At 63.3% G+C, this 18,533-nt stretch carries 15 protein-coding genes; 3 read left to right on the forward strand and 12 right to left on the reverse strand.

What is annotated here, in order from left to right; genetic code table 11:
• Nucleotides 1-36: 36 nt before the first annotated feature.
• From frr to rpsB, 4 genes are all read right to left on the reverse strand, one after another.
• Complete coding sequence (gene frr, locus EV686_RS06215; RefSeq protein ID WP_132474588.1) at nt 37-597, reverse strand: ribosome recycling factor; 561 nt, start codon at nt 595-597, stop codon at nt 37-39.
• A gap of 14 nt (nt 598-611) precedes the next feature.
• Nucleotides 612-1,331, reverse strand: a complete 720-nt coding sequence (gene pyrH / locus EV686_RS06220; RefSeq protein WP_132474590.1) for a UMP kinase — start codon at nt 1,329-1,331, stop codon at nt 612-614.
• Nucleotides 1,332-1,428: 97 nt separating this feature from the next.
• Nucleotides 1,429-2,304: a translation elongation factor Ts gene (gene tsf / locus EV686_RS06225; protein ID WP_165972520.1), complete on the reverse strand. Its 876-nt coding sequence runs from the start codon at nt 2,302-2,304 to the stop codon at nt 1,429-1,431.
• Nucleotides 2,305-2,430: 126 nt separating this feature from the next.
• Complete coding sequence (gene rpsB, locus EV686_RS06230; RefSeq protein ID WP_132474592.1) at nt 2,431-3,186, reverse strand: 30S ribosomal protein S2; 756 nt, start codon at nt 3,184-3,186, stop codon at nt 2,431-2,433.
• A 313-nt stretch (nt 3,187-3,499) separates the two neighbouring features.
• Between rpsB and map the strand changes: the two genes are divergently transcribed.
• From map to EV686_RS06245, 3 genes are read left to right on the forward strand one after another with little or no spacing between them, the layout of a single operon-like run.
• A complete protein-coding gene (gene map / locus EV686_RS06235; protein ID WP_132474922.1) occupies nt 3,500-4,303 on the forward strand; it encodes a type I methionyl aminopeptidase in 804 nt (267 codons plus the stop codon).
• A 9-nt stretch (nt 4,304-4,312) separates the two neighbouring features.
• Nucleotides 4,313-6,892 (forward strand): [protein-PII] uridylyltransferase, encoded by a 2,580-nt coding sequence (locus tag EV686_RS06240; RefSeq protein WP_132474593.1) that lies wholly within the window; start codon nt 4,313-4,315, stop codon nt 6,890-6,892.
• A gap of 46 nt (nt 6,893-6,938) precedes the next feature.
• Nucleotides 6,939-7,430 (forward strand): disulfide bond formation protein B, encoded by a 492-nt coding sequence (locus EV686_RS06245; RefSeq protein ID WP_132474595.1) that lies wholly within the window; start codon nt 6,939-6,941, stop codon nt 7,428-7,430.
• A 142-nt stretch (nt 7,431-7,572) separates the two neighbouring features.
• Here EV686_RS06245 and purF read toward each other — a convergent pair whose 3' ends face one another.
• The 8 genes from purF to aceE form a co-directional block, all read right to left on the reverse strand.
• On the reverse strand, nt 7,573-9,078 hold the full coding sequence (gene purF / locus EV686_RS06250; RefSeq protein WP_132474597.1) for an amidophosphoribosyltransferase: 1,506 nt from the start codon (nt 9,076-9,078) through the stop codon (nt 7,573-7,575).
• A 32-nt stretch (nt 9,079-9,110) separates the two neighbouring features.
• On the reverse strand, nt 9,111-9,599 hold the full coding sequence (locus tag EV686_RS06255) for a CvpA family protein (protein ID WP_132474599.1): 489 nt from the start codon (nt 9,597-9,599) through the stop codon (nt 9,111-9,113).
• The gene (locus tag EV686_RS06260) at nt 9,596-10,402 is read right to left on the reverse strand and encodes an SPOR domain-containing protein (RefSeq protein ID WP_132474600.1); all 807 of its coding nucleotides are present in this window, start codon (nt 10,400-10,402) and stop codon (nt 9,596-9,598) included. Before EV686_RS06260 ends, EV686_RS06255 begins: the two co-directional genes overlap by 4 nt.
• Nucleotides 10,403-10,441: 39 nt before the next feature.
• Nucleotides 10,442-11,899, reverse strand: a complete 1,458-nt coding sequence (gene folC / locus EV686_RS06265) for a bifunctional tetrahydrofolate synthase/dihydrofolate synthase (RefSeq protein WP_132474602.1) — start codon at nt 11,897-11,899, stop codon at nt 10,442-10,444.
• Between the two features lie 161 nt (nt 11,900-12,060).
• Nucleotides 12,061-12,330 carry a hypothetical protein gene (locus EV686_RS06270; protein WP_132474604.1) on the reverse strand — a complete coding sequence of 90 codons (270 nt, stop codon included), beginning with the start codon at nt 12,328-12,330 and terminating at the stop codon, nt 12,061-12,063.
• 166 nt (nt 12,331-12,496) lie between these two features.
• Nucleotides 12,497-14,293, reverse strand: coding sequence for a dihydrolipoyl dehydrogenase (lpdA, locus tag EV686_RS06275; protein ID WP_132474606.1), 1,797 nt, complete (start codon nt 14,291-14,293; stop codon nt 12,497-12,499).
• A gap of 8 nt (nt 14,294-14,301) precedes the next feature.
• Nucleotides 14,302-15,675 carry a dihydrolipoyllysine-residue acetyltransferase gene (aceF, locus tag EV686_RS06280; protein WP_132474608.1) on the reverse strand — a complete coding sequence of 458 codons (1,374 nt, stop codon included), beginning with the start codon at nt 15,673-15,675 and terminating at the stop codon, nt 14,302-14,304.
• Between the two features lie 15 nt (nt 15,676-15,690).
• Nucleotides 15,691-18,387, reverse strand: a complete 2,697-nt coding sequence (gene aceE, locus EV686_RS06285; RefSeq protein ID WP_132474609.1) for a pyruvate dehydrogenase (acetyl-transferring), homodimeric type — start codon at nt 18,385-18,387, stop codon at nt 15,691-15,693.
• Nucleotides 18,388-18,533: the final 146 nt, after the last annotated feature.

Raw genomic sequence — 18,533 nt, forward strand, 5'->3', positions numbered from 1 at the left:
GTGTGGCTGCGCGTGATAAAGAGGAGCGGACAGTCCTCAGACCGTCATGATCTCGGCTTCTTTCTGGGCGACGAGCTTGTCGATTTCGGCAACGCTGCGGTCCGTCAGCTTCTGGATTTCGTCCTGGCCCCGGCGCTCTTCGTCTTCGGAGATTTCCTTGTCCTTGACAAGTTTCTTCAGCGCTTCGTTGGCTTCGCGGCGCAGATTGCGGATGGCCACCTTGGCGTCTTCGCCCTCGCTCTTGACCACCTTGTTCAGGTCGCGGCGGCGCTCTTCGGTCAGGGCGGGCATAGGAACGCGTATGTTATCGCCCATGGCGATGGGGTTCAGCCCCAGGTCCGACTCGCGGATGGCCTTCTCCACCACGGCGGCCATGTTCTTTTCCCAGACCTGGACGCTCAGGTTGCGCGCATCGACGACGCTGACATTGGCGACCTGGCTGACTGGAACGGGCGAGCCGTAATATTCGACCATGACGTGATCGAGAATGCCCGCATGGGCGCGCCCGGTGCGGATTTTGGACAAGGCGGCCTTCAGCGCCTCGATGGACTTGCTCATGCGGCTGTCGGCCGATTTCCTGACTTCAGAAACACTCATGGATGGATTCCTTTCTAGACGTGGACCAGCGTGCCCTCGTCCTCGCCGCCAACGGCGCGGCGCAGCGCACCCGGTTTATTGATCGAAAACACTTTAATGGGAAGCTTCTGGTCGCGGCACAGCGCGAATGCCGTGGCGTCCATGACCTCCAGGCGGCGCACGATCGCCTCATCGAAACTGATGCGGGCATAGCGTGTCGCCTCGGGATCCTTGTTGGGGTCGGCGCTGTAGATACCGTCCACCTTGGTCGCCTTGAGTACGACCTCGGCGCCGATTTCGGCGCCGCGCAGCGCGGCCGCGGTATCCGTCGTGAAGAAGGGATTGCCGGTGCCCGCGGCGAAGATAACGACCTTGCCCTCTTCCAGGTAGCGCAGCGCCTTGGGACGGATGTAGGGCTCGACGACCTGGTCGATATTGAGAGCGGACTGCACCCGCGCATCGATGCCGCGGTGCTTGAGCGCATCCTGCAGCGCCAGCGCATTCATGACGGTCGCCATCATGCCCATGTAGTCGGCCGTGGCGCGATCCATACCCTGCGCTCCGGGCGCGACGCCACGGAAGATGTTGCCACCGCCGATCACAATGGCCAATTCCACGCCAAGCGCGGCGACTTCCGCCACTTCTTCGGTCATGCGCAGGATGGTCGTGCGATTGATGCCGAAGGCGTCCTCTCCCATCAGTGCTTCGCCGGAGAGCTTCAGAAGAACGCGCTTGTATGATCTGGTGGTCGTCATGAGTGAGGATCCAGGAGGGAATAACGAGAGGAGTTTACACGACACAGCCGGCCCGCGCGCATGGCGTGCGGCCGGCTGTCCGGGAAGAAACGGTGAATCAGGCCTGGCCGGCGGCAGCTGCAACTTCCGCGGCGAAGTCTTCCGTGCGTTTCTCGATGCCCTCTCCGACAACGTACAGCGCGAAGCCGTTGATGGCCGCATTGCTTGCCTTGAGCATCTGTTCGACGGTCTGCTTGTCGTTCTTGACGAAAGGCTGCGACAGCAGCGTGACTTCCTTCAGGAACTTCTGGATGGAGCCTTCGACCATCTTGGTGACGATTTCGGCGGGCTTGCCCGATTCGGCAGCCTTCTGCGCGGCGACCGAGCGTTCGGCTTCGATGTCGGCCGCAGGCACGCCGTTGGCATCCAGCGCCTTGGGACGCGTGGCGGCGATGTGCATGGCCAGATCCTTGCCAACTTCATCGGCGCCGGAGAACTCGACCAGAACGCCAATCTTGCCGCCGTGCACATAGCTGGCCAGCTTGTTTGCCGTGGAAAACTGCTCGAAGCGGCGGATGGAGATGTTCTCGCCGATCTTGCCGACCAGGGCGGCGCGAGTGGTTTCGACCGTGCCTTCGCCCAGGGGCAGTTCAGCCAGCGCGGCGAGGTCGGCGGGCTTGTTTTCGGTGATCAGCTTGCCGACCTGACCCAGGAAAGCGATGAAGTCGTCGTTCTTGGCGACGAAGTCGGTTTCGCAGTTGATCTCGACGATGCTGCCCTTGCTGCCGTCGGCTGCAATGTCGACACCCACCAGGCCTTCGGCCGTGACGCGCGATGCCGCCTTGCTGGCCTTGCTGCCCAGCTTGACACGCAGGATTTCTTCAGCGCGGTCCATGTCGCCGTCGGCTTCCGTCAGCGCCTTCTTGCATTCCATCATGGGGGCGTCGGTCTTTTCACGCAGTTCCTTGACCATCGCTGCAGTAATTTGAGCCACTTGTGTTCTCCGGTAGATTGATACGTGCGCCGCCGTTGCGGCGGCGGCCCGGCACAGGGCGCGGCCCTGTGCGTTCATCGCGCTGGACGCCATGCCTGGCGGCATGGCGCGTGATCCAGCCGCAGCTTATTCCTGGTCGGCTTCGATTTCGACGAATTCTTCGCCGGCGCCGCCTTCGGACAGCTCTTCGACCAGGCCGTTGATGCTCTGCTCGCGGCCTTCCAGCGCGGCGTCAGCCATGCCGCGCGCGTACAGCGCGATGGCCTTGGCGGAGTCGTCGTTGCCGGGAATGACGTAGTCGATGCCGTCGGGGGAGTGGTTGGTATCGACGACGCCGACGACGGGGATGCCCAGCTTGCGGGCTTCGGCAATGGCGATCTTATGGTAGCCAACGTCGATGACGAAGATTGCGTCGGGCAGCTTGTTCATGTCCTTGATGCCGCCCAGGCCCTTGTTCAGCTTTTCCAGCTCGCGATCGAACATCAGGGCTTCTTTTTTGCTCAGGCGCTCGTTGGCGCCTTCGGCTTGCTGGGCTTCCATGTCTTTCAGACGCTTGATGGACGTGCGGACCGTCTTGAAGTTGGTCAGCATGCCGCCCAGCCAGCGGCTGTCGACGTAAGGCTGGCCGGCGCGGGCAGCTTCGGCCGCGACGATTTCACGGGCGGCGCGCTTGGTGCCGACGAACAGGACGGTGCCGCCGCGTGCAACGGTCTGGCGCACGAACTTCAGGGCTTCCTGGTACTTGACGACGGTCTGTTCGAGGTTGACGATGTGGATCTTGTTACGGTGGCCGAAGATGAACGGAGCCATCTTGGGGTTCCAGTAACGGGTCTGGTGACCGAAGTGAACACCAGCTTCCAGCATTTCGCGCATCAGGGACATATGATTCTCCTAGGGTTTGGTCCTGCAGCAACCCTGCATCCGTGCCGTCAAAGATAAAAGGCGACGCCACGGACACCCTGAGTGGGCTGCTGCGCTATTTTTACTGCGTTGTTCGCATGATTCCCGCACGGAACCCAAGTAGTACACTTGGGCGCAGCCAGCCTCACGCTTGCTTGACAACCTGCTTTACCGGGGTAACCTTTCCGGGACTGCTTTACCGAGATACTCCCTGCGCCGCGCATGGCTAAAACAGGTTTTTCCAAGTAAGCCTATAATTCTACTACTTTTTGCTTTACATATTCAAGCTGTCATGATTCCTCTCATTACCGACCCCTCCGACCTGGAAAAAATGCGCAAGGCCTGCCAGACAGCAGCGGGCCTGCTCGATTACCTGACCCCCCACGTCAAGGCCGGCGTCACCACGGCGGAGCTGGACCGCCTGTGCGTTGAACGCATCGCCGAGCTGGGCGTCAAGTCCGCCACCGTCGGCTACGCCCCGCCCGGCCATACGCCGTTCCCCGGCGCCATCTGCACCTCCGTCAACCATGTCATCTGCCACGGCATCCCCGGCGACAAGGTGCTGAAGAACGGCGACATCATGAATATAGACGTCACCATCATCCAGGACGGGTGGTTCGGCGACACCAGCCGCATGTTCCATGTCGGCGAGCCTTCCATCCTGGCCCGCAGGCTCAGCCAGACGGCCTACGACTGCATGTGGCTGGGCATCGAAAAGGTCCGTCCGGGCGCCACGCTGGGCGATATCGGCAACGCCATCCAGTCCCATGCCGAAAAGCAGGGATTTTCCGTCGTGCGCGAATACTGCGGCCACGGCGTAGGACGCCAGTTCCACCAGGATCCCCAGGTCCTGCACTACGGCAAGGCGGGCACGGGCGTCAAGCTGCAGCCAGGCATGATCTTCACCATCGAACCCATGATCAACGCGGGCCGCAAGGAGTTGCGCGTGCTGGCCGACGGCTGGACCGTCGTGACGCGCGATCACAGCCTTTCCGCGCAGTGGGAGCACGCCGTGCTGGTGACGGACAATGGCTACGAAGTCCTTACGACTTCGCCCGACATGCCGGCTCCGCCGGAATTCGTCGCGCAAGCCGGCTGAGCTGACGCCATGCAAGAGCCCGGAGTCGTCGCTGTCCGCCAGGCGCTGGAGCAGCGCCGGCTCCAGGCCTTCCAGCAGTTCCGGCAACAGCGCCGGCCGGAAACCCTGCTGACAGCCCTGCGCAAAGCCGTCGACCAGGCGATCCACGAGCTTCTGCGGCTGTTTCCCCTGCCTGCGGGCGCCACGCTGGCCGCCGTAGGCGGCTACGGGCGCGGCGAGCTGTACCCTTATTCGGATATCGATATTCTCATCCTGCTGCGCAAGCCGCCTAGCGATGAGGAAGCTTCGGGCATCGAATCCCTGATCGCGGCGCTGTGGGACCTGGGCCTGGACCTGGGCCACAGCGTGCGCACGCTGGAACAATGCCAGGAAGAGGCGGCGAACGACGTCACAGTGGAAACCTCGCTGCTGGAGTCCCGCTGGCTGGCCGGCGATCTTCAATTGCTGCGCGAACTGATCGGCGCCATGCGCGGGCAGCTGGATCCGCAGCGCTTCTTCCAGGCCAAGCGCATCGAAATGCAGCAACGCCATGTACGCTACCACGGCACGCCTTACGCGCTGGAGCCCAACTGCAAGGAGTCGCCCGGTGGCCTGCGCGACCTGCAGATCATCCAGTGGCTGGCGCAGGCGGCAGGTCTCGGCAACAACTGGCGGGAAATCGCCCGGACCGACCTGCTGACGGCATCCGAATTCCGCTCGCTGCGCAAGGCCGAGCTGGCTTTCAAGCGGCTGCGCATCGAACTCCACCTGCTTGTCGGACGCCGGGAGGATCGCGTACTGTTCGATCTTCAGCCCCGGCTGGCCGAAGTCTACGGCTTCACCGGCAGCCGTACCCGGCGCGCCAGCGAACTGCTGATGCAGCGCTATTACTGGGCCGCCCGGGTGGTCAGCCAGTTCCACACCATATTGCTGCAAAGCATCGAGGAAATCCTCTTCCTGCAGCCGGATGCCGCCACCACGCCCATCGACGAGCACTTCCAGATCCGCAACAACCGCCTGGAGCTTTGCCGCGACGACGGCTTCGAGCGCAATCCCTCCCTGATATTCCGCTCCTTCCTGATACTGCAGCAGCGTCGAGACCTGCAGGGGATGAGTGCGCGCATGCTGCACGCCATGTGGCATGCGCGCCGACACATCGATTCGCAATTCCGGCGCAATCCGGTCAACCAGCATCATTTCCTGCAGATACTGCAGCAGCCGCAAGGTGTGGTCCACACGCTGCGCCGCATGAGCCTGCTCAACATCCTGCCGCGCTACCTGCCCGTGTTCCGGCGCGTCGTCGGACAGATGCAGCATGATCTGTTCCACGCCTATACCGTCGACGAACATACCTTGATGGTCATACGCAATATCCGGCGCTTCACGCTGGCCGAATACGCACAGGAACACCCTCTGGCGACCGAGCTGATGGCGGGGTTCGACCGCCATTGGCTGCTCTATGTCGCCGCCCTCTTCCACGACATCGCCAAGGGCCGCGGCGGCGATCACTCCGAACTCGGCGCCAGGGACATACGACGCTTCTGCATCGAGCACAGGCTGGACCCCGCCGATGCCGAACTCGTGGAATTCCTGGTGCGCCACCACCTGAAGCTTTCGTCCGTGGCGCAAAAACAGGATCTCAGCGATCCCCGCGTCATACGCGATTTCGCCACCCTCATGAGAGACGAACGCCACCTGACCGCGCTCTATCTGCTGACGGTGGCGGACATTCGCGGCACAAGCCCGAAAGTCTGGAACGCCTGGAAAGGCAAGCTGCTGGAGAACCTGTACCGGCAGACCCTGCAGGCCCTGGGCAGCGGCAAGCTGGAAACTGCCGACCTGCTGGCGCAGCGCAAGGACGCGGCAATCGCCGAAATACGCCGCCTGGGCCTGAGCGATGACAGCCGGGACCGCTTCTGGTCCCAGCTGGACGTTGCCTATTTCCTGCGCCACGACGTCAGCGACATCGCCTGGCAGACGCGCCATCTATACCGCTGCGTCAACTCTCCCGAGCCCGTCGTCAAGACCCGCATCCTCGGCCAGCACGAAGCGCTGCAGGTCATGGTCTACATCAGGGACAGGAAAGACCTGTTCGTATCGATCTGCCAGTACTTCGACGCGCGCATGATCAGCATCCAGGACGCCAAGATCCACACGACGGCGGCCGGCTGGGCGCTGGATACCTTCATCGTCATGCTGCCCGCCCACGAAAAGGACTACCGCTCCCACGCCGCGCTGATCGAGCATGATCTGGCGCAGTGCCTGCAGAACATGTCACAGTCGCCGTCCGACGGCGCCCCGGCGGGCAGGCGGCGCGAGTCCCGGCAGGCGAAGGCATTTCCCATCGTGCCCAATGCCGAACTGGTATCCGAAGACAACGGCATGACATGGCGCCTGTCCGTCTCGGCCGCGGACAGGCCCGGCCTGCTCTACCAGTTGGCTCGGGTATTCGCCCGGCATGAAGCCATACTGGTCATGGCCAAGATCATGACGCTGGGAGATCGCGTGGAGGACGTATTCATCCTGCGCGGCAAGGTCTTTCTGCAGCCGCGCTTCTCAGGCCTCTTCGAACGCGATATCCTTGCCGCGCTCCTGGGAGACGCCAAATGAGCGCAACCCGGCAGCGCCACCCCTCTTTCAACAGCATGGAATCCGAATGACCTCTTTTCCCGCATCCGACCGACTGCTGCATGGTATTGCCCTGCTGTGCATCGGCGCCGTCCTCGTCGCCCTGATCTCCCAGCATGTGTTCGATATGCGGCCCTGCGCATGGTGCGTCTTCCAGCGGCTGATCTACCTGCTCATTGCCGTGCTGTGCTGGGGAGCCCTGGCTGCGCGGCGCTGGCAGCCCGTCTCCTTCCTGTTCTGCGCCGCGGTGCCGCTGGCCGCCATAGGCGGCGCCTTGGCCGCATGGTATCAATACGATGTGGCCTCGGAAATGTTCTCGTGCGATTTGACCTTCGCTGACCGCTTCATGGTGAACAGCGGCCTGGACGCGGGCCTGCCATGGCTGTTCGGCATACAGGCCAGTTGCCTCGACGCAAAGGTCGACCTGCTCGGCGTCGAGTATGCCATCTGGAGCCTGGCGCTGTTCCTGGTGATCGCCGTTCTGGGCATTCGGCACCTGGCGAACCGCAAGCCACAATAATCCGGTAGGCGGTTGCGTGATCTTCCGTTCCCGTCTTGTCCCGCATCGCTTCGCCCGCAAGCGCTCCTCCTGCGCGGCAGGTTTCGCCAGCCTCTAGGGCGGCGAGCCAGCCGCGCGCGCCCAGGGCAAGTAAGCAAGGGGGTCAGTCCTCCGAGTCCGAATCGCTGGCCGACATGCCGCCGGACTCGCCCTTGACGCCGCGCTCGCGCTGCAGGCGCTCCAGATAGGCCTCATCGATGTCGCCCGTGATGTACCTGCCGTTGAAGCACGAGGTCTCGAACTGCGTCAATGCGGGATTGCGGTCGCGGATGGACTGCTCCAGGTCCGCCAGTTCCTGGTAGACCAGACCGTCGGTACTGATTTCGCGCGCGATCTGGTCTGTGTCGCGCCCCGTGGCGATCAATTCGGCTTGCGTGGGCATGTCGATGCCGTAGACATTGGGAAAGCGCACGGCGGGCGCGGCCGAGGCGAAATAGACCTTGTTGGCGCCTGCCGCCCTGGCCATCTCCACGATTTCGCGGCTGGTCGTGCCACGTACGATGGAATCGTCCACCAGCAGTACATTCTTGCCCTGGAACTCAGTATCGATGGCGCTGAGCTTCTGGCGCACCGATTTCTTGCGCACCGCCTGGCCCGGCATGATGAAGGTCCGGCCGATATAACGGTTTTTGATGAAGCCTTCGCGGTAGTTCAGGTTCAGGCTGGAGGCGAGCTGCATGGCCGAGGGCCGGGAGGAATCGGGGATGGGCATGACCACGTCGATATCGCCCAGGCGCAGGGTCTTGGCTACCCGCTCTCCCAGGTGCTCCCCCATGCCGAGGCGGGCATCGTAGACCGATACGCCGTCCATGATGGAGTCGGGGCGGGCGAAATACACATACTCGAACACACAGGGCGTCAGCACCGGCGCTTCCGCGCACTGGCGGCTCGTCAGATTGCCGTCGAGATCAATGAAAACGGCTTCGCCGGGGGCGATGTCGCGCACGCGCGTAAAGCCGCTGCCGGTCAGCGCCACGCTTTCCGAAGCCACCATCCACTCCACACCCTGCTCCGACTCGTTCCTGCCCAGGCACAGCGGCCGGATGCCGTAGGGATCGCGGAACGCCACCATGCCGTAGTTGGCGATCTGGGCGATGACGGCATAGGCGCCGCGCGCGCGCCTGTGCACTGCGGACACCGCCGTGAACACTTTGTCCTCGTCCAGCGTGACGCCCGTGGATGCCTGCTGCAGCTCATGCGCGAAGACATTGAGCAGTACTTCCGAATCGGAATTGGTATTGATGTGGCGGCGGTCGATGCGGAACAATTCCTGACGTAACTCGCGCCAGTTGGTCAGATTGCCGTTGTGCACGAACATGATGCCGAACGGCGCATTGACATAGAAAGGCTGCGCTTCATCCACGCTGTCGCTGGAGCCCGCCGTGGGATAGCGGACCTGGCCGACGCCGGAATTGCCTGGCAGCGCCCGCATATTGCGTGTGCGGAACACGTCGCGCACCAGCCCATGGGCCTTGTGCATGCTGAAGAACTGGTCGTGCGAAGTGGCGATCCCCGCCGCGTCCTGCCCTCTGTGCTGCAGCAGCAGCAGGCTGTCATACACCAACTGATTGACCGGCGACCTGCCGGCAATCCCTACGATTCCACACATGATTTCATTTCCCGTTGGATGAATTCAATAATTCAATATGGCAGCCACGAAGCCAGCGATGGCGGCAGGAAGCCCTTGACGGACTGGACCGCGCCGACCGCCGCGCCGGAAAGCCTCGCTTCGCGCCACCAGGCTTCCTGCGGCAGCTCCGTGTAGCCGGCGAGCGTTACCAGCGCAAGCACCAGCACCAGGCCGCGCAAAAAACCGAACAGCATGCCCAGCCCATGATCCGCCGGCGTCAGCCCGGTTTTCTGTATCAGCAAATTAGCCGTGACATTCAGCAGCCCCACCAGCAACAGCGCGGTCAGGAACACCACCCCATAAGCGGTGCCTGTACGCAGCAGTGCATTATCGATATACGCTTCCAGCCAGATGGACATCTTCGGCCCCCACCATATCGCGGCCATGAAGGCCAGCACATAGGCGATGAGGGACAGGATTTCCTTCAGCAGGCCGCGCAGCAATCCCAGCACCGATGAAACGGCCAGGATGGCCAGCACGATGAAATCGAAGCTGGTCACTTGCTTGAGATGAATCCGTTGTCATATCCCAGGGCGCGCAGGCGCGCCTGGGCCGCCTGGGCCGCCTCGCGGGTCGGGAACGGGCCCACGCGCAAGCGGTGCGTCGTCTTGCCTCCCGCCTGAGCCGTCTCTACATAGGCATTGGTGACGCCTGCCTCGCGCAGGCGGTCGCGCCTGGTCCTGGCATCCTGATCCGATGTATAGGCAGCGATCTGCAGGACGAAATTGCCTTTCTGCTGCGCGGGCGCCGATGCGGCGCCGGAAGGATTTTTGCCTTCGAGCAGGGCCAGCGCCACGGATCCATCGTCCGTGCGTTCCGGCTTGCGCGGCGGCTTTTGCGGCTCTTTGGCGGGAGCTTCGGGCTTGGGCTGCTGTTGCGGCGGCGTCTCGGGGCGCGCGGGTTCCTGCGCAGGCCGGGGGGGCTGCGTGCCGGCCGAGGGTTCGGCTGGGGCCGCGGGCGCGGGCGGCGACGGCTCGCCTTGAGCGGCATTCTCATCCGTGACGGAGCCCGACGACGGGGACTGCGCAATCAGGGGAGTCTCGGGCATCAACGTCGCGTCCGGGGAGGGAGCCACAATGGAAGGAACGACGACGGGCGTAGCCGCTTCGTCTTCCGGGATCGCCGGATCGAACAGCATAGGCACGACGATGACGGCGGCCAGAACAAGCGCCAGCGCGCCGATCAGGCGACGCCTTGCGCGAACGCGCAATTCCCGTGCCTGCGCCTCGCTGGAAACCGAGGGACGCGTCCCTGTTCGTGAACCCTTCGTTTCAGAAGTGTCTTTGCGAGAGAATAGTCCCATGTGAACAAAAGCCTTTGTCTGTACCTGGCAGGCTGCCGCCTACGACAAGGAGCCGCGTTCAAGCTCCTGCAACACCGGCCCCACCGTGTGGAAGGAACCGAATACGAGAATTCTATCATTCCCGCCCGCACTATTCTTCGCCTCCGCAAGCGCCTGTAACGGGTTTTCGAAACTTGACACGGTTGCGTTGCGCCGTTTGCCCGCGGAGCCCGATGCTGGTGCCGACGCCCTGGGTACGACGCGGCCCGATTTCGGAGCGCCCTCTTCCGCCTGCGCCGCGGCCTCCCGATGCTCGGGGACCGCAAGCAGGTGGGAACTATCCTGCATTCCTTCTGAGCTGGATGGACCGTCCTGCGCCAGGGCTTCGCGGACGATCTCCGCCAACTCGCTGCCCGGAATGCCGCGCGGGCCGTCCAGCCCGGCGCAGTACCAGTGATCCACCCTGGAGGCCAGCCTGGCGATGACGCCCGCAACATCCTTGTCACGCAACATGCCGACGACGGCATGGGTCACCCCTTGCTGCGGCATGCTGTCCAGGTTCTGCCCCAGGGCCGCTGCGGCATGCAGGTTGTGCGCGACGTCCAGGATGATGGGCGGCGTGCCGGGCACGACCTGCAGCCTGCCGGGTAGTTCCACCTGGGCCAGTCCTACCCTGATGGCCTGTGCGGGCACCGCAAGGCGGTCCCGCAGGGACTCCAGGGCGGCCAGCGCGGCGCTGGCATTGAGCAATTGGTTCATGCCGCGCAATGCGGGATAGGCCAGCCCCGGGCGCCGCTGGTCCCTGCCGCCGTAGGCCCATTGCTGCCTGTCGCCGGAATAGTTGAAGTCCCGGCCGAACAGCCAGAGATCGGCGCCGATGTCGCGCGCATACGATACCAGGCTGCCCGGCGCCATGGGATCCGCGCAGATGGCCGGCCTTCCCGGCCGGAAAATATGCGCTTTTTCGTAGCCGATCTGCTCGCGCGTGCTGCCCAGCCATTCGACGTGATCGATATCGATGCTGGTAACGATGGAGCAATCGGCATCGATCAGATTGACGGCATCCAGGCGCCCCCCCAGGCCCACTTCGAGGATGGCGGCATCCAGGCGCTGTTCGGCGAATGCGAGCAATGCCGCCAGCGTGGTGTATTCGAAATAGCTCAGGGAGATGTCGCCTCGCGCGACCTCTATCCGCTGGAACTGCCTGGTGATGGCCAGATCATCCAGTTGCTGTCCATTGATGCGGATGCGTTCGTTGAACCTGACGAGATGAGGCGATGTGTAGAGTCCCGTCCGGTAGCCGGCCGCCCTAAGAATGGATTCCAGCATGGCGCAGGTGGATCCCTTGCCATTGGTGCCGCCCACGGTAATGACGACGCTGGACAGCGAAAGCTCCAGCCGCTGCGCTACCCGCCGTATGCGGTCGAGCCCCAGCTCGATCGTGGTCGGATGCAGGTTTTCCAGGTAGGACAGCCATTCGTCCAATGCGGCATCGCCGCCAGGCAAAGGAAGGGTCATGATGTCGTATCGATTCGGTTGAGCTCAGGCATCCGCCGCATGGCGGGCACTGGGAAAGGAAGCGGTAATAGTAGCACCGCATGAGCGCCGCGCCGCGGGAAACGGATGCGAGCGCAGGGGCTTCCCGCGCACGCATGCCGGGAAGCCATGGGCCGGCATGATTACAGCGTTTTCAACGCTTCCGCCAGCAGGCGATTCGCCAATTCATTCTCGGCGACCCCCTCTTTTTGCGCGCGCTCGCGCAACGCCGCTACCGTATCCTTGTGCAGCTTTACGGGATAAGGCACCAGGCCCGCCGCCTGGTCCTGCCTGCGCTGCTCCCTGCGGTCCTGCACCGACGATGCATTGCCGAAGCGCGCCGGTATCGAGGCAGCCTTCAAGCTGTTGGCCAGCTTGAGCGCCTTGTTCTTTTCCAGATCTGTTTTCTTCATGGATCAACCATTTTGGTAACAGCCCGTCCGCAACCGGACCGGGCTTTCCTGCAACCCGCAGGACCTGCCAGCAGCAAAGAACGCAAAAGCGGCAGCCTTGCTGCAGGCTGCCGCCGGAGCGCGGCCGGGCGGATATCCGCCGGCCGTCGCAGAGGAAGGCAAGGCTTTACTTCTTGCGCACCGGAGGCAGGTCGGTGCAGGTGCCCTCGGCCGCTTCCGCTGCCATGCCGACCGATTCGCCCAGCGTCGGGTGCGGGTGGATCGTCTTGGCGATATCGACGACATCGGCGCCCATCTCGACAGCCAGAGCAACCTCGCTGATGAGGTCGCCCGCCCCGGTGCCGACAATGCCGCCACCCAGAACACGATGGGTTTCCGCATCGAACAGCAGCTTGGTGAAGCCTTCGTCGCGGCCATTGGCGATGGCGCGCCCCGAAGCCGCCCAGGGGAACAGGCCCTTCTGTATCTTGACGCCCGACTTGCGCGCTTCGTCTTCGGTCAGGCCCACCCATGCCACTTCGGGATCCGTATAGGCGACCGACGGGATGACGCGCGCTTCGAACGCCGCCTTTTCACCCGCAATGACCTCGGCCGCCACGTGCGCCTCATGCACCGCTTTGTGCGCCAGCATGGGCTGCCCGACGATATCGCCGATGGCATGGATGTGCGGCACATTGGTACGCATCTGCTGGTCGACGTCGATGAAGCCACGATCGGTGACGATCACTCCTGCATTTTCCGCGCCGATCTTCTTGCCGTTGGGCGTACGGCCCACGGCCTGCAGGACCAGGTCGTAGCGCTGCGGCTCCGACGGCGCATCCTTGCCCTCGAACGTGACCCAGATGCCGTCGTCACGGGCCTCGGCTCCGATCGTGCGGGTTTCCAGCATGATGCGGTCGAAACGACCCGCATTGCGCTTTTCCCAGACCTTGACCAGATCGCGGTCCGCGCCCTGCATCAGCCCCGTCTGCATTTCCACGACGTCCAGGCGAGAGCCCAGCGCGGAATACACCGTGCCCATTTCCAGGCCGATGATGCCGCCGCCGACGATCAGCATTTTCTTGGGGATGGAGCGCAGCTCCAGCGCGCCGGTGGAATCGACGATGCGCTCGTCTTCCGGGAAGAACGGCAGCTTCACCGACTGGCTTCCCGCGGCGATGATGGCGGACTTGAACTTCAGCGTCTGCGTCTTGCCGTCGGCGCCCTTGACGGAGAAATGATGCGGATCGGCGAATTCGGCCACTCCGTGCACCACCGTGACCTTGCGCGCCTTGGCCATGCCGGCCAGGCCGCCTGTCAGCTTGCCGATGACGGCTTCCTTGTGCTTGCGCAGCGCGTCGATGTCCACCTTGGGCTCGGCGAAGTGGATACCGTGCGCGCCCATGGTCTTGGCTTCCTCCAGCACCGCCGCGGTATGCAGCAGGGCCTTGGAGGGAATGCAGCCCACATTGAGGCAGACACCGCCCAGCGTCGAGTAGCGCTCGATGAGCGCGACCTTCAGCCCCAGGTCGGCGGCGCGGAACGCGGCGGAATAGCCGCCGGGACCCGCGCCTAGAACGACGACGTCATATTCGGCGTCGGCGCTGCCGGAGAAACTGGCCGCCTGCGGCGCATTCGCGGGCGCCGGCCTGGAGGCCGGGGCTTCCGCCTTGGCGGACTTCGCGGCTTCGGCCGCGGGCGCCTTTTCCTGGCTTTCCTTGGCTGCCGGAGCGGCATCGCCACCCTGCGCCGTTTCAAGCGTGATCAGCGGCGATCCTTCGGAAACACGGTCGCCCAGCTTGACCAGCAGCGCCTTGACAACGCCGCCCTGCTCCGCGGGGATTTCCATCGAAGCCTTGTCGGATTCCACGGTGACCAGGCTTTGCTCGGCCTGCACCGTATCGCCCACCGCGACCAGGATCTCGATAACTTCGACATCGGTCACGTCGCCGATATCGGGAACTTTCAGCTCTATCGTGCTCATACGTGCTCCTAGATCGCAATTCGGCGGAAGTCGGCCAGCAGGCTTGCCAGGTAGGCATTGAAGCGTGCAGCTGCCGCACCGTCGATGACGCGGTGGTCATAGGACAGCGACAGCGGCAGCTGCAGCCTGGGCTGGAACGCCTTGCCGTCCCATACCGGCGCGATGGCCGAGCGCGAAACGCCCAGGATGGCCACTTCGGGAGCATTGATGATGGGCGTGAACGACGTGCCGCCGATGCCGCCCAGCGAGGAAATCGAGAAACACCCGCCCTGCATCTGCGCGGGAGCCAGCTTGCCGTCGCGCGCCAGCTTGGCCAGATCGGAGGTTTCCTGCGCGATTTCCATCACGCCCTTCTTGTCCGCATCGCGGATCACCGGCACCACGAGCCCGTTGGGCGTATCGGCGGCAAAGCCGATATGGTAATAGCGCTTCAGGATCAGATTGTCGCCGTCGAGGGACGCATTGAACTCGGGGAACTTCTTCAGCGCGGCGACCACCGCCTTGATCAGGAAAGCCAGCATGGTCACCTTGATGCCCGATTTCTGGTTTTCCTTGTTCAGGGTCTGGCGCAGTTCTTCCAGATCGGTGATGTCGGCCACATCGTTGTTGGTGACGTGCGGGATGACCACCCAGTTGCGGTGCAGGTTGGCGCCGGAAATCTTCTTGATGCGCGACAGCGGCCTGGCCTCGAATTCGCCGAACTTGGAAAAATCGACCTTGGGCCACGGCAGCAGCGACAGGCCGCCCTCGCCGCTCGCCACGCCGGCAGCCGCCGACGCAACGCCGCCCTTGAGCGCCTGCTTGACGAACTGGCGGACGTCATCGTGCGTGATGCGCTGCTTCTCGCCCGTGCCTTGCACCAGGTTCAGGTCCACGCCGAGTTCGCGGGCGAACTTGCGCACGGAGGGCGATGCATGCGGCAGCTTGCGTGGCGACCCGTCTGCGCTGACGAGAGCCTCCGTGGGGGAATGGCGGCCGACCGGCGCCGTAGAGCCAGCATCCTCGCTCTCGACCTTGGCCGGAGCGCTCTTGGGTTCTTCCGCCTTGGGCTGTTCTTTCTTCTGCTCCGGCTCGGCAGGCTTTTGCTCCGCCTTTGCGGGAGCTTCCGCCTTGGCCGCCGGCGCGGCGTCGCCCGAAGCCGCATCAGCGTCCAGCTCCAGGATCACCGAGCCTTCGCTTACCTTGTCGCCCAGCTTCACCTTGAGCGACTTGACCGTACCCGCGTGCGACGAAGGCACTTCCATGGAGGCCTTGTCGGACTCGACTGTCACCAGGCTCTGCTCTTTCTCGACCTTGTCGCCGACGGCGACCAGCACCTCGATGACCTCCACGTCTTTGACGTCGCCAATATCCGGCACCTTGACTTCGATTGTTGCACTCATGTCTTTCCCCCCTTATCAGGCGTGATGCGGATTGGCTTTTTCAGGATTGATACCGTACTTCTTGATGGCTTCCGCCACCTTGGCCATGGGGATCTGTCCTTCGTCCGCCAGGCTGCGCAACGCGGCCAGCACCACAAAGTGGCGATTGACCTCGAAGTGCTCGCGCAGCTTGGAGCGGAAATCGGAGCGGCCGAAGCCGTCGGTACCCAGCACGCGCAGATTGCGGCCCTTGGGAACGAATGGACGGATCTGCTCGCCGAAAGCCTTGATGTAGTCGGTGGAAATGACGATCGGCCCCTTGGTGTCCTGCAATTGCCTGGTGACGTAGGGCACCGGAGCCTTGGCGTCTTCCGGGTGCAGCAGGCTGTAGCGTTCGCAATCCAGGCCGTCGCGGCGCAGTTCGGTGAAACTGGTCACGCTCCAGACGTCGGAGCCCACGCCCCAGTCCTTTTCCAGCAGATCCTGCGCTTCGATGACTTCGCGCAGGATGGTGCCTGAGCCCATCAACTGGACGCGCAGCTTGTCGCCGCCGGCCGAGCGGAACTTGTACATGCCCTTGATGATGCCCTCTTCGTCGCCTTCCTTCAGGCCGGGTTGGGCATAGTTTTCGTTCATCACTGTGATGTAGTAGAAAACGTCTTCCTGCTTTTCGACCATGCGATACAGGCCGTCGCGCATGATGACAGCCAGTTCGTGCGCGAACGTCGGGTCGTAGGACACGCAGTTCGGGATGAGCGAGGACATGATGTGGCTGTGGCCGTCTTCGTGCTGCAGGCCTTCGCCGTTGAGCGTCGTGCGTCCGGCCGTGCCGCCCAGCAGGAAACCGCGCGCCTGCATGTCTCCGGCCGCCCAGGCAAGATCGCCCACGCGCTGGAACCCGAACATCGAGTAGTAGATGAAGAACGGGATCATGATGCGGTTGTTCGTCGAATACGACGTGGACGCCGCGATCCAGGAGCTGAACGCGCCGGCTTCGTTGATGCCTTCCTGCAGCAGCTGGCCGTTTTCGGTTTCGCGATAGTACATGACCTGGTCTTTGTCGACCGGCGTGTACTTCTGGCCTTCGGGCGCATAGATGCCGATCTGGCGGAACAGGCCTTCCATGCCGAACGTGCGGGACTCATCCGACAGGATGGGCACGACGCGGGGACCGAGCTCCTTGTCGCGCAGGATCTGGTTCAGGACGCGCACGAATGCCTGCGTCGTGGAGATTTCGCGGCCTTCGGCGGTCGGCTCCAGCACGGCCTTGAAGACTTCCAGCGCAGGAGCGCGCAGTTGCTCGTCGGCCTTGCGGCGGCGCTTGGGCAGGTAGCCGCCCAGCGCCTCGCGGCGTTCGTGCAGGTACTTCATTTCAGGCGAGTCTTCCGCCGGCTTGTAGTACGGCAGCTCTTCCAGCTTGTCGTCCGGAACGGGAATATTGAAGCGATCGCGGAATTCGCGGACAGCGTCCATGTCCAGCTTCTTCTGCTGGTGCGTCGGGTTCTTGGCCTGGCCGACATGCCCCATGCCATAGCCCTTGATCGTCTTGGCCAGGATGACGGTGGGACGGCCTTCCGTATCGCTTGCAGCCTTGAATGCGGCATAGACCTTGTGCGGATCGTGGCCGCCGCGGTTCAGTCGCCAGATGTCTTCGTCGCTCATGCGGCTGACCATTTCCAGCAGCTTGGGATGCTTACCGAAGAAGTGTTCGCGCACGAAGGCGCCGTCGTTGGCTTTGTAGGCCTGGTACTCGCCGTCGACCGTTTCTTCCATGATCTTGCGCAGAATGCCTTCCTTGTCGTGCGCAAGCAAAGGATCCCAATAGCCGCCCCAGATCAGCTTGATGACGTTCCAGCCGCTGCCGCGGAATTCGCCTTCCAGTTCCTGGATGATCTTGCCGTTGCCGCGCACCGGGCCGTCCAGGCGCTGCAGGTTGCAGTTGACGACGAAAATCAGGTTGTCCAGCTTTTCGCGCGAAGCCAGGCTGATGGCGCCCAGGGATTCGGGCTCGTCCATCTCGCCGTCGCCGCAGAATACCCAGACCTTGCGCTTGCTCGTATCGGCGATGCCGCGGGCGTGCAGGTACTTCAGGAAGCGGGCCTGGTAGATGGCCATCAGCGGGCCAAGCCCCATGGACACCGTGGGGAACTGCCAGAACTCCGGCATCAGCTTGGGGTGCGGATAGGATGGCAGGCCCTTGCCGTCGACTTCCTGGCGGAAGTTGTTGAGCTGCTCTTCGGTCAGGCGGCCTTCGAGATAGGCGCGGCCATAAACTCCGGGCGAGGAATGCCCCTGGAAGTAGACCAGGTCGCCGCCATGATCTTCGGTCTCGGCGTGCCAGAAATGGTTCTGGCCGCAGCCCATCATGGTCGCCAGCGATGCGAACGAGGCAATGTGCCCGCCCAGGTCGCCGCCGTCGGGAGGCGAATGGCGATTGGCCTTGACCACCATGGCCATGGCATTCCAGCGGATATAGGCGCGAATGCGGGCTTCCAGCTCGAGATTGCCAGGGTGCTTGGCTTCCAGCGCCGGAGGAATCGTGTTCAGATAGGCCGTATTCGGCGAGTAAGGAATATGCGCCCCGGAGCGACGCGCCAGGTCGATCAGGGTCTCCAGCAGAAAGTGCGCACGTTCAGGGCCTTCGCGATCAAGGACGGCTTCGAGCGCCTCCATCCATTCCAGTGTTTCCTGGGTGTCGCTATCTTGTTGCTTGGCTTGATCGAGAGAGGACATTGTCTGTCTCCAGTTGAAGGATCATTTGGCACGGCTCTTGGGCCGCATCGGTTCCAACGCCCTTGGCGTGCTGGGTATATTACGCGCAGGGACGGGCCATGGCCCTGAGGGAATGCACTCATTCTAGGAAAGACTGCCATCCAGGG

The organism is Paracandidimonas soli, from assembly GCF_004342005.1.
Lineage (GTDB): Bacteria > Pseudomonadota > Gammaproteobacteria > Burkholderiales > Burkholderiaceae_B > Paracandidimonas > Paracandidimonas soli.

Bases quoted from the DNA above. Each gene is read 5' to 3' on its own strand.
- frr (WP_132474588.1), bottom strand. From the start codon at position 597: ATGAGTGTTTCTGAAGTCAGGAAATCGGCCGACAGCCGCATGAGCAAG.
- pyrH (WP_132474590.1), bottom strand. From the start codon at position 1,331: ATGACGACCACCAGATCATACAAGCGCGTTCTTCTGAAGCTCTCCGGC.
- rpsB (WP_132474592.1), bottom strand. From the start codon at position 3,186: ATGTCCCTGATGCGCGAAATGCTGGAAGCTGGTGTTCACTTCGGTCAC.
- EV686_RS06240 (WP_132474593.1), top strand. From the start codon at position 4,313: ATGCAAGAGCCCGGAGTCGTCGCTGTCCGCCAGGCGCTGGAGCAGCGC.
- EV686_RS06245 (WP_132474595.1), top strand. From the start codon at position 6,939: ATGACCTCTTTTCCCGCATCCGACCGACTGCTGCATGGTATTGCCCTG.
- purF (WP_132474597.1), bottom strand. From the start codon at position 9,078: ATGTGTGGAATCGTAGGGATTGCCGGCAGGTCGCCGGTCAATCAGTTG.
- EV686_RS06260 (WP_132474600.1), bottom strand. From the start codon at position 10,402: ATGGGACTATTCTCTCGCAAAGACACTTCTGAAACGAAGGGTTCACGA.
- folC (WP_132474602.1), bottom strand. From the start codon at position 11,899: ATGACCCTTCCTTTGCCTGGCGGCGATGCCGCATTGGACGAATGGCTG.
- EV686_RS06270 (WP_132474604.1), bottom strand. From the start codon at position 12,330: ATGAAGAAAACAGATCTGGAAAAGAACAAGGCGCTCAAGCTGGCCAAC.
- lpdA (WP_132474606.1), bottom strand. From the start codon at position 14,293: ATGAGCACGATAGAGCTGAAAGTTCCCGATATCGGCGACGTGACCGAT.
- aceF (WP_132474608.1), bottom strand. From the start codon at position 15,675: ATGAGTGCAACAATCGAAGTCAAGGTGCCGGATATTGGCGACGTCAAA.
- aceE (WP_132474609.1), bottom strand. From the start codon at position 18,387: ATGTCCTCTCTCGATCAAGCCAAGCAACAAGATAGCGACACCCAGGAA.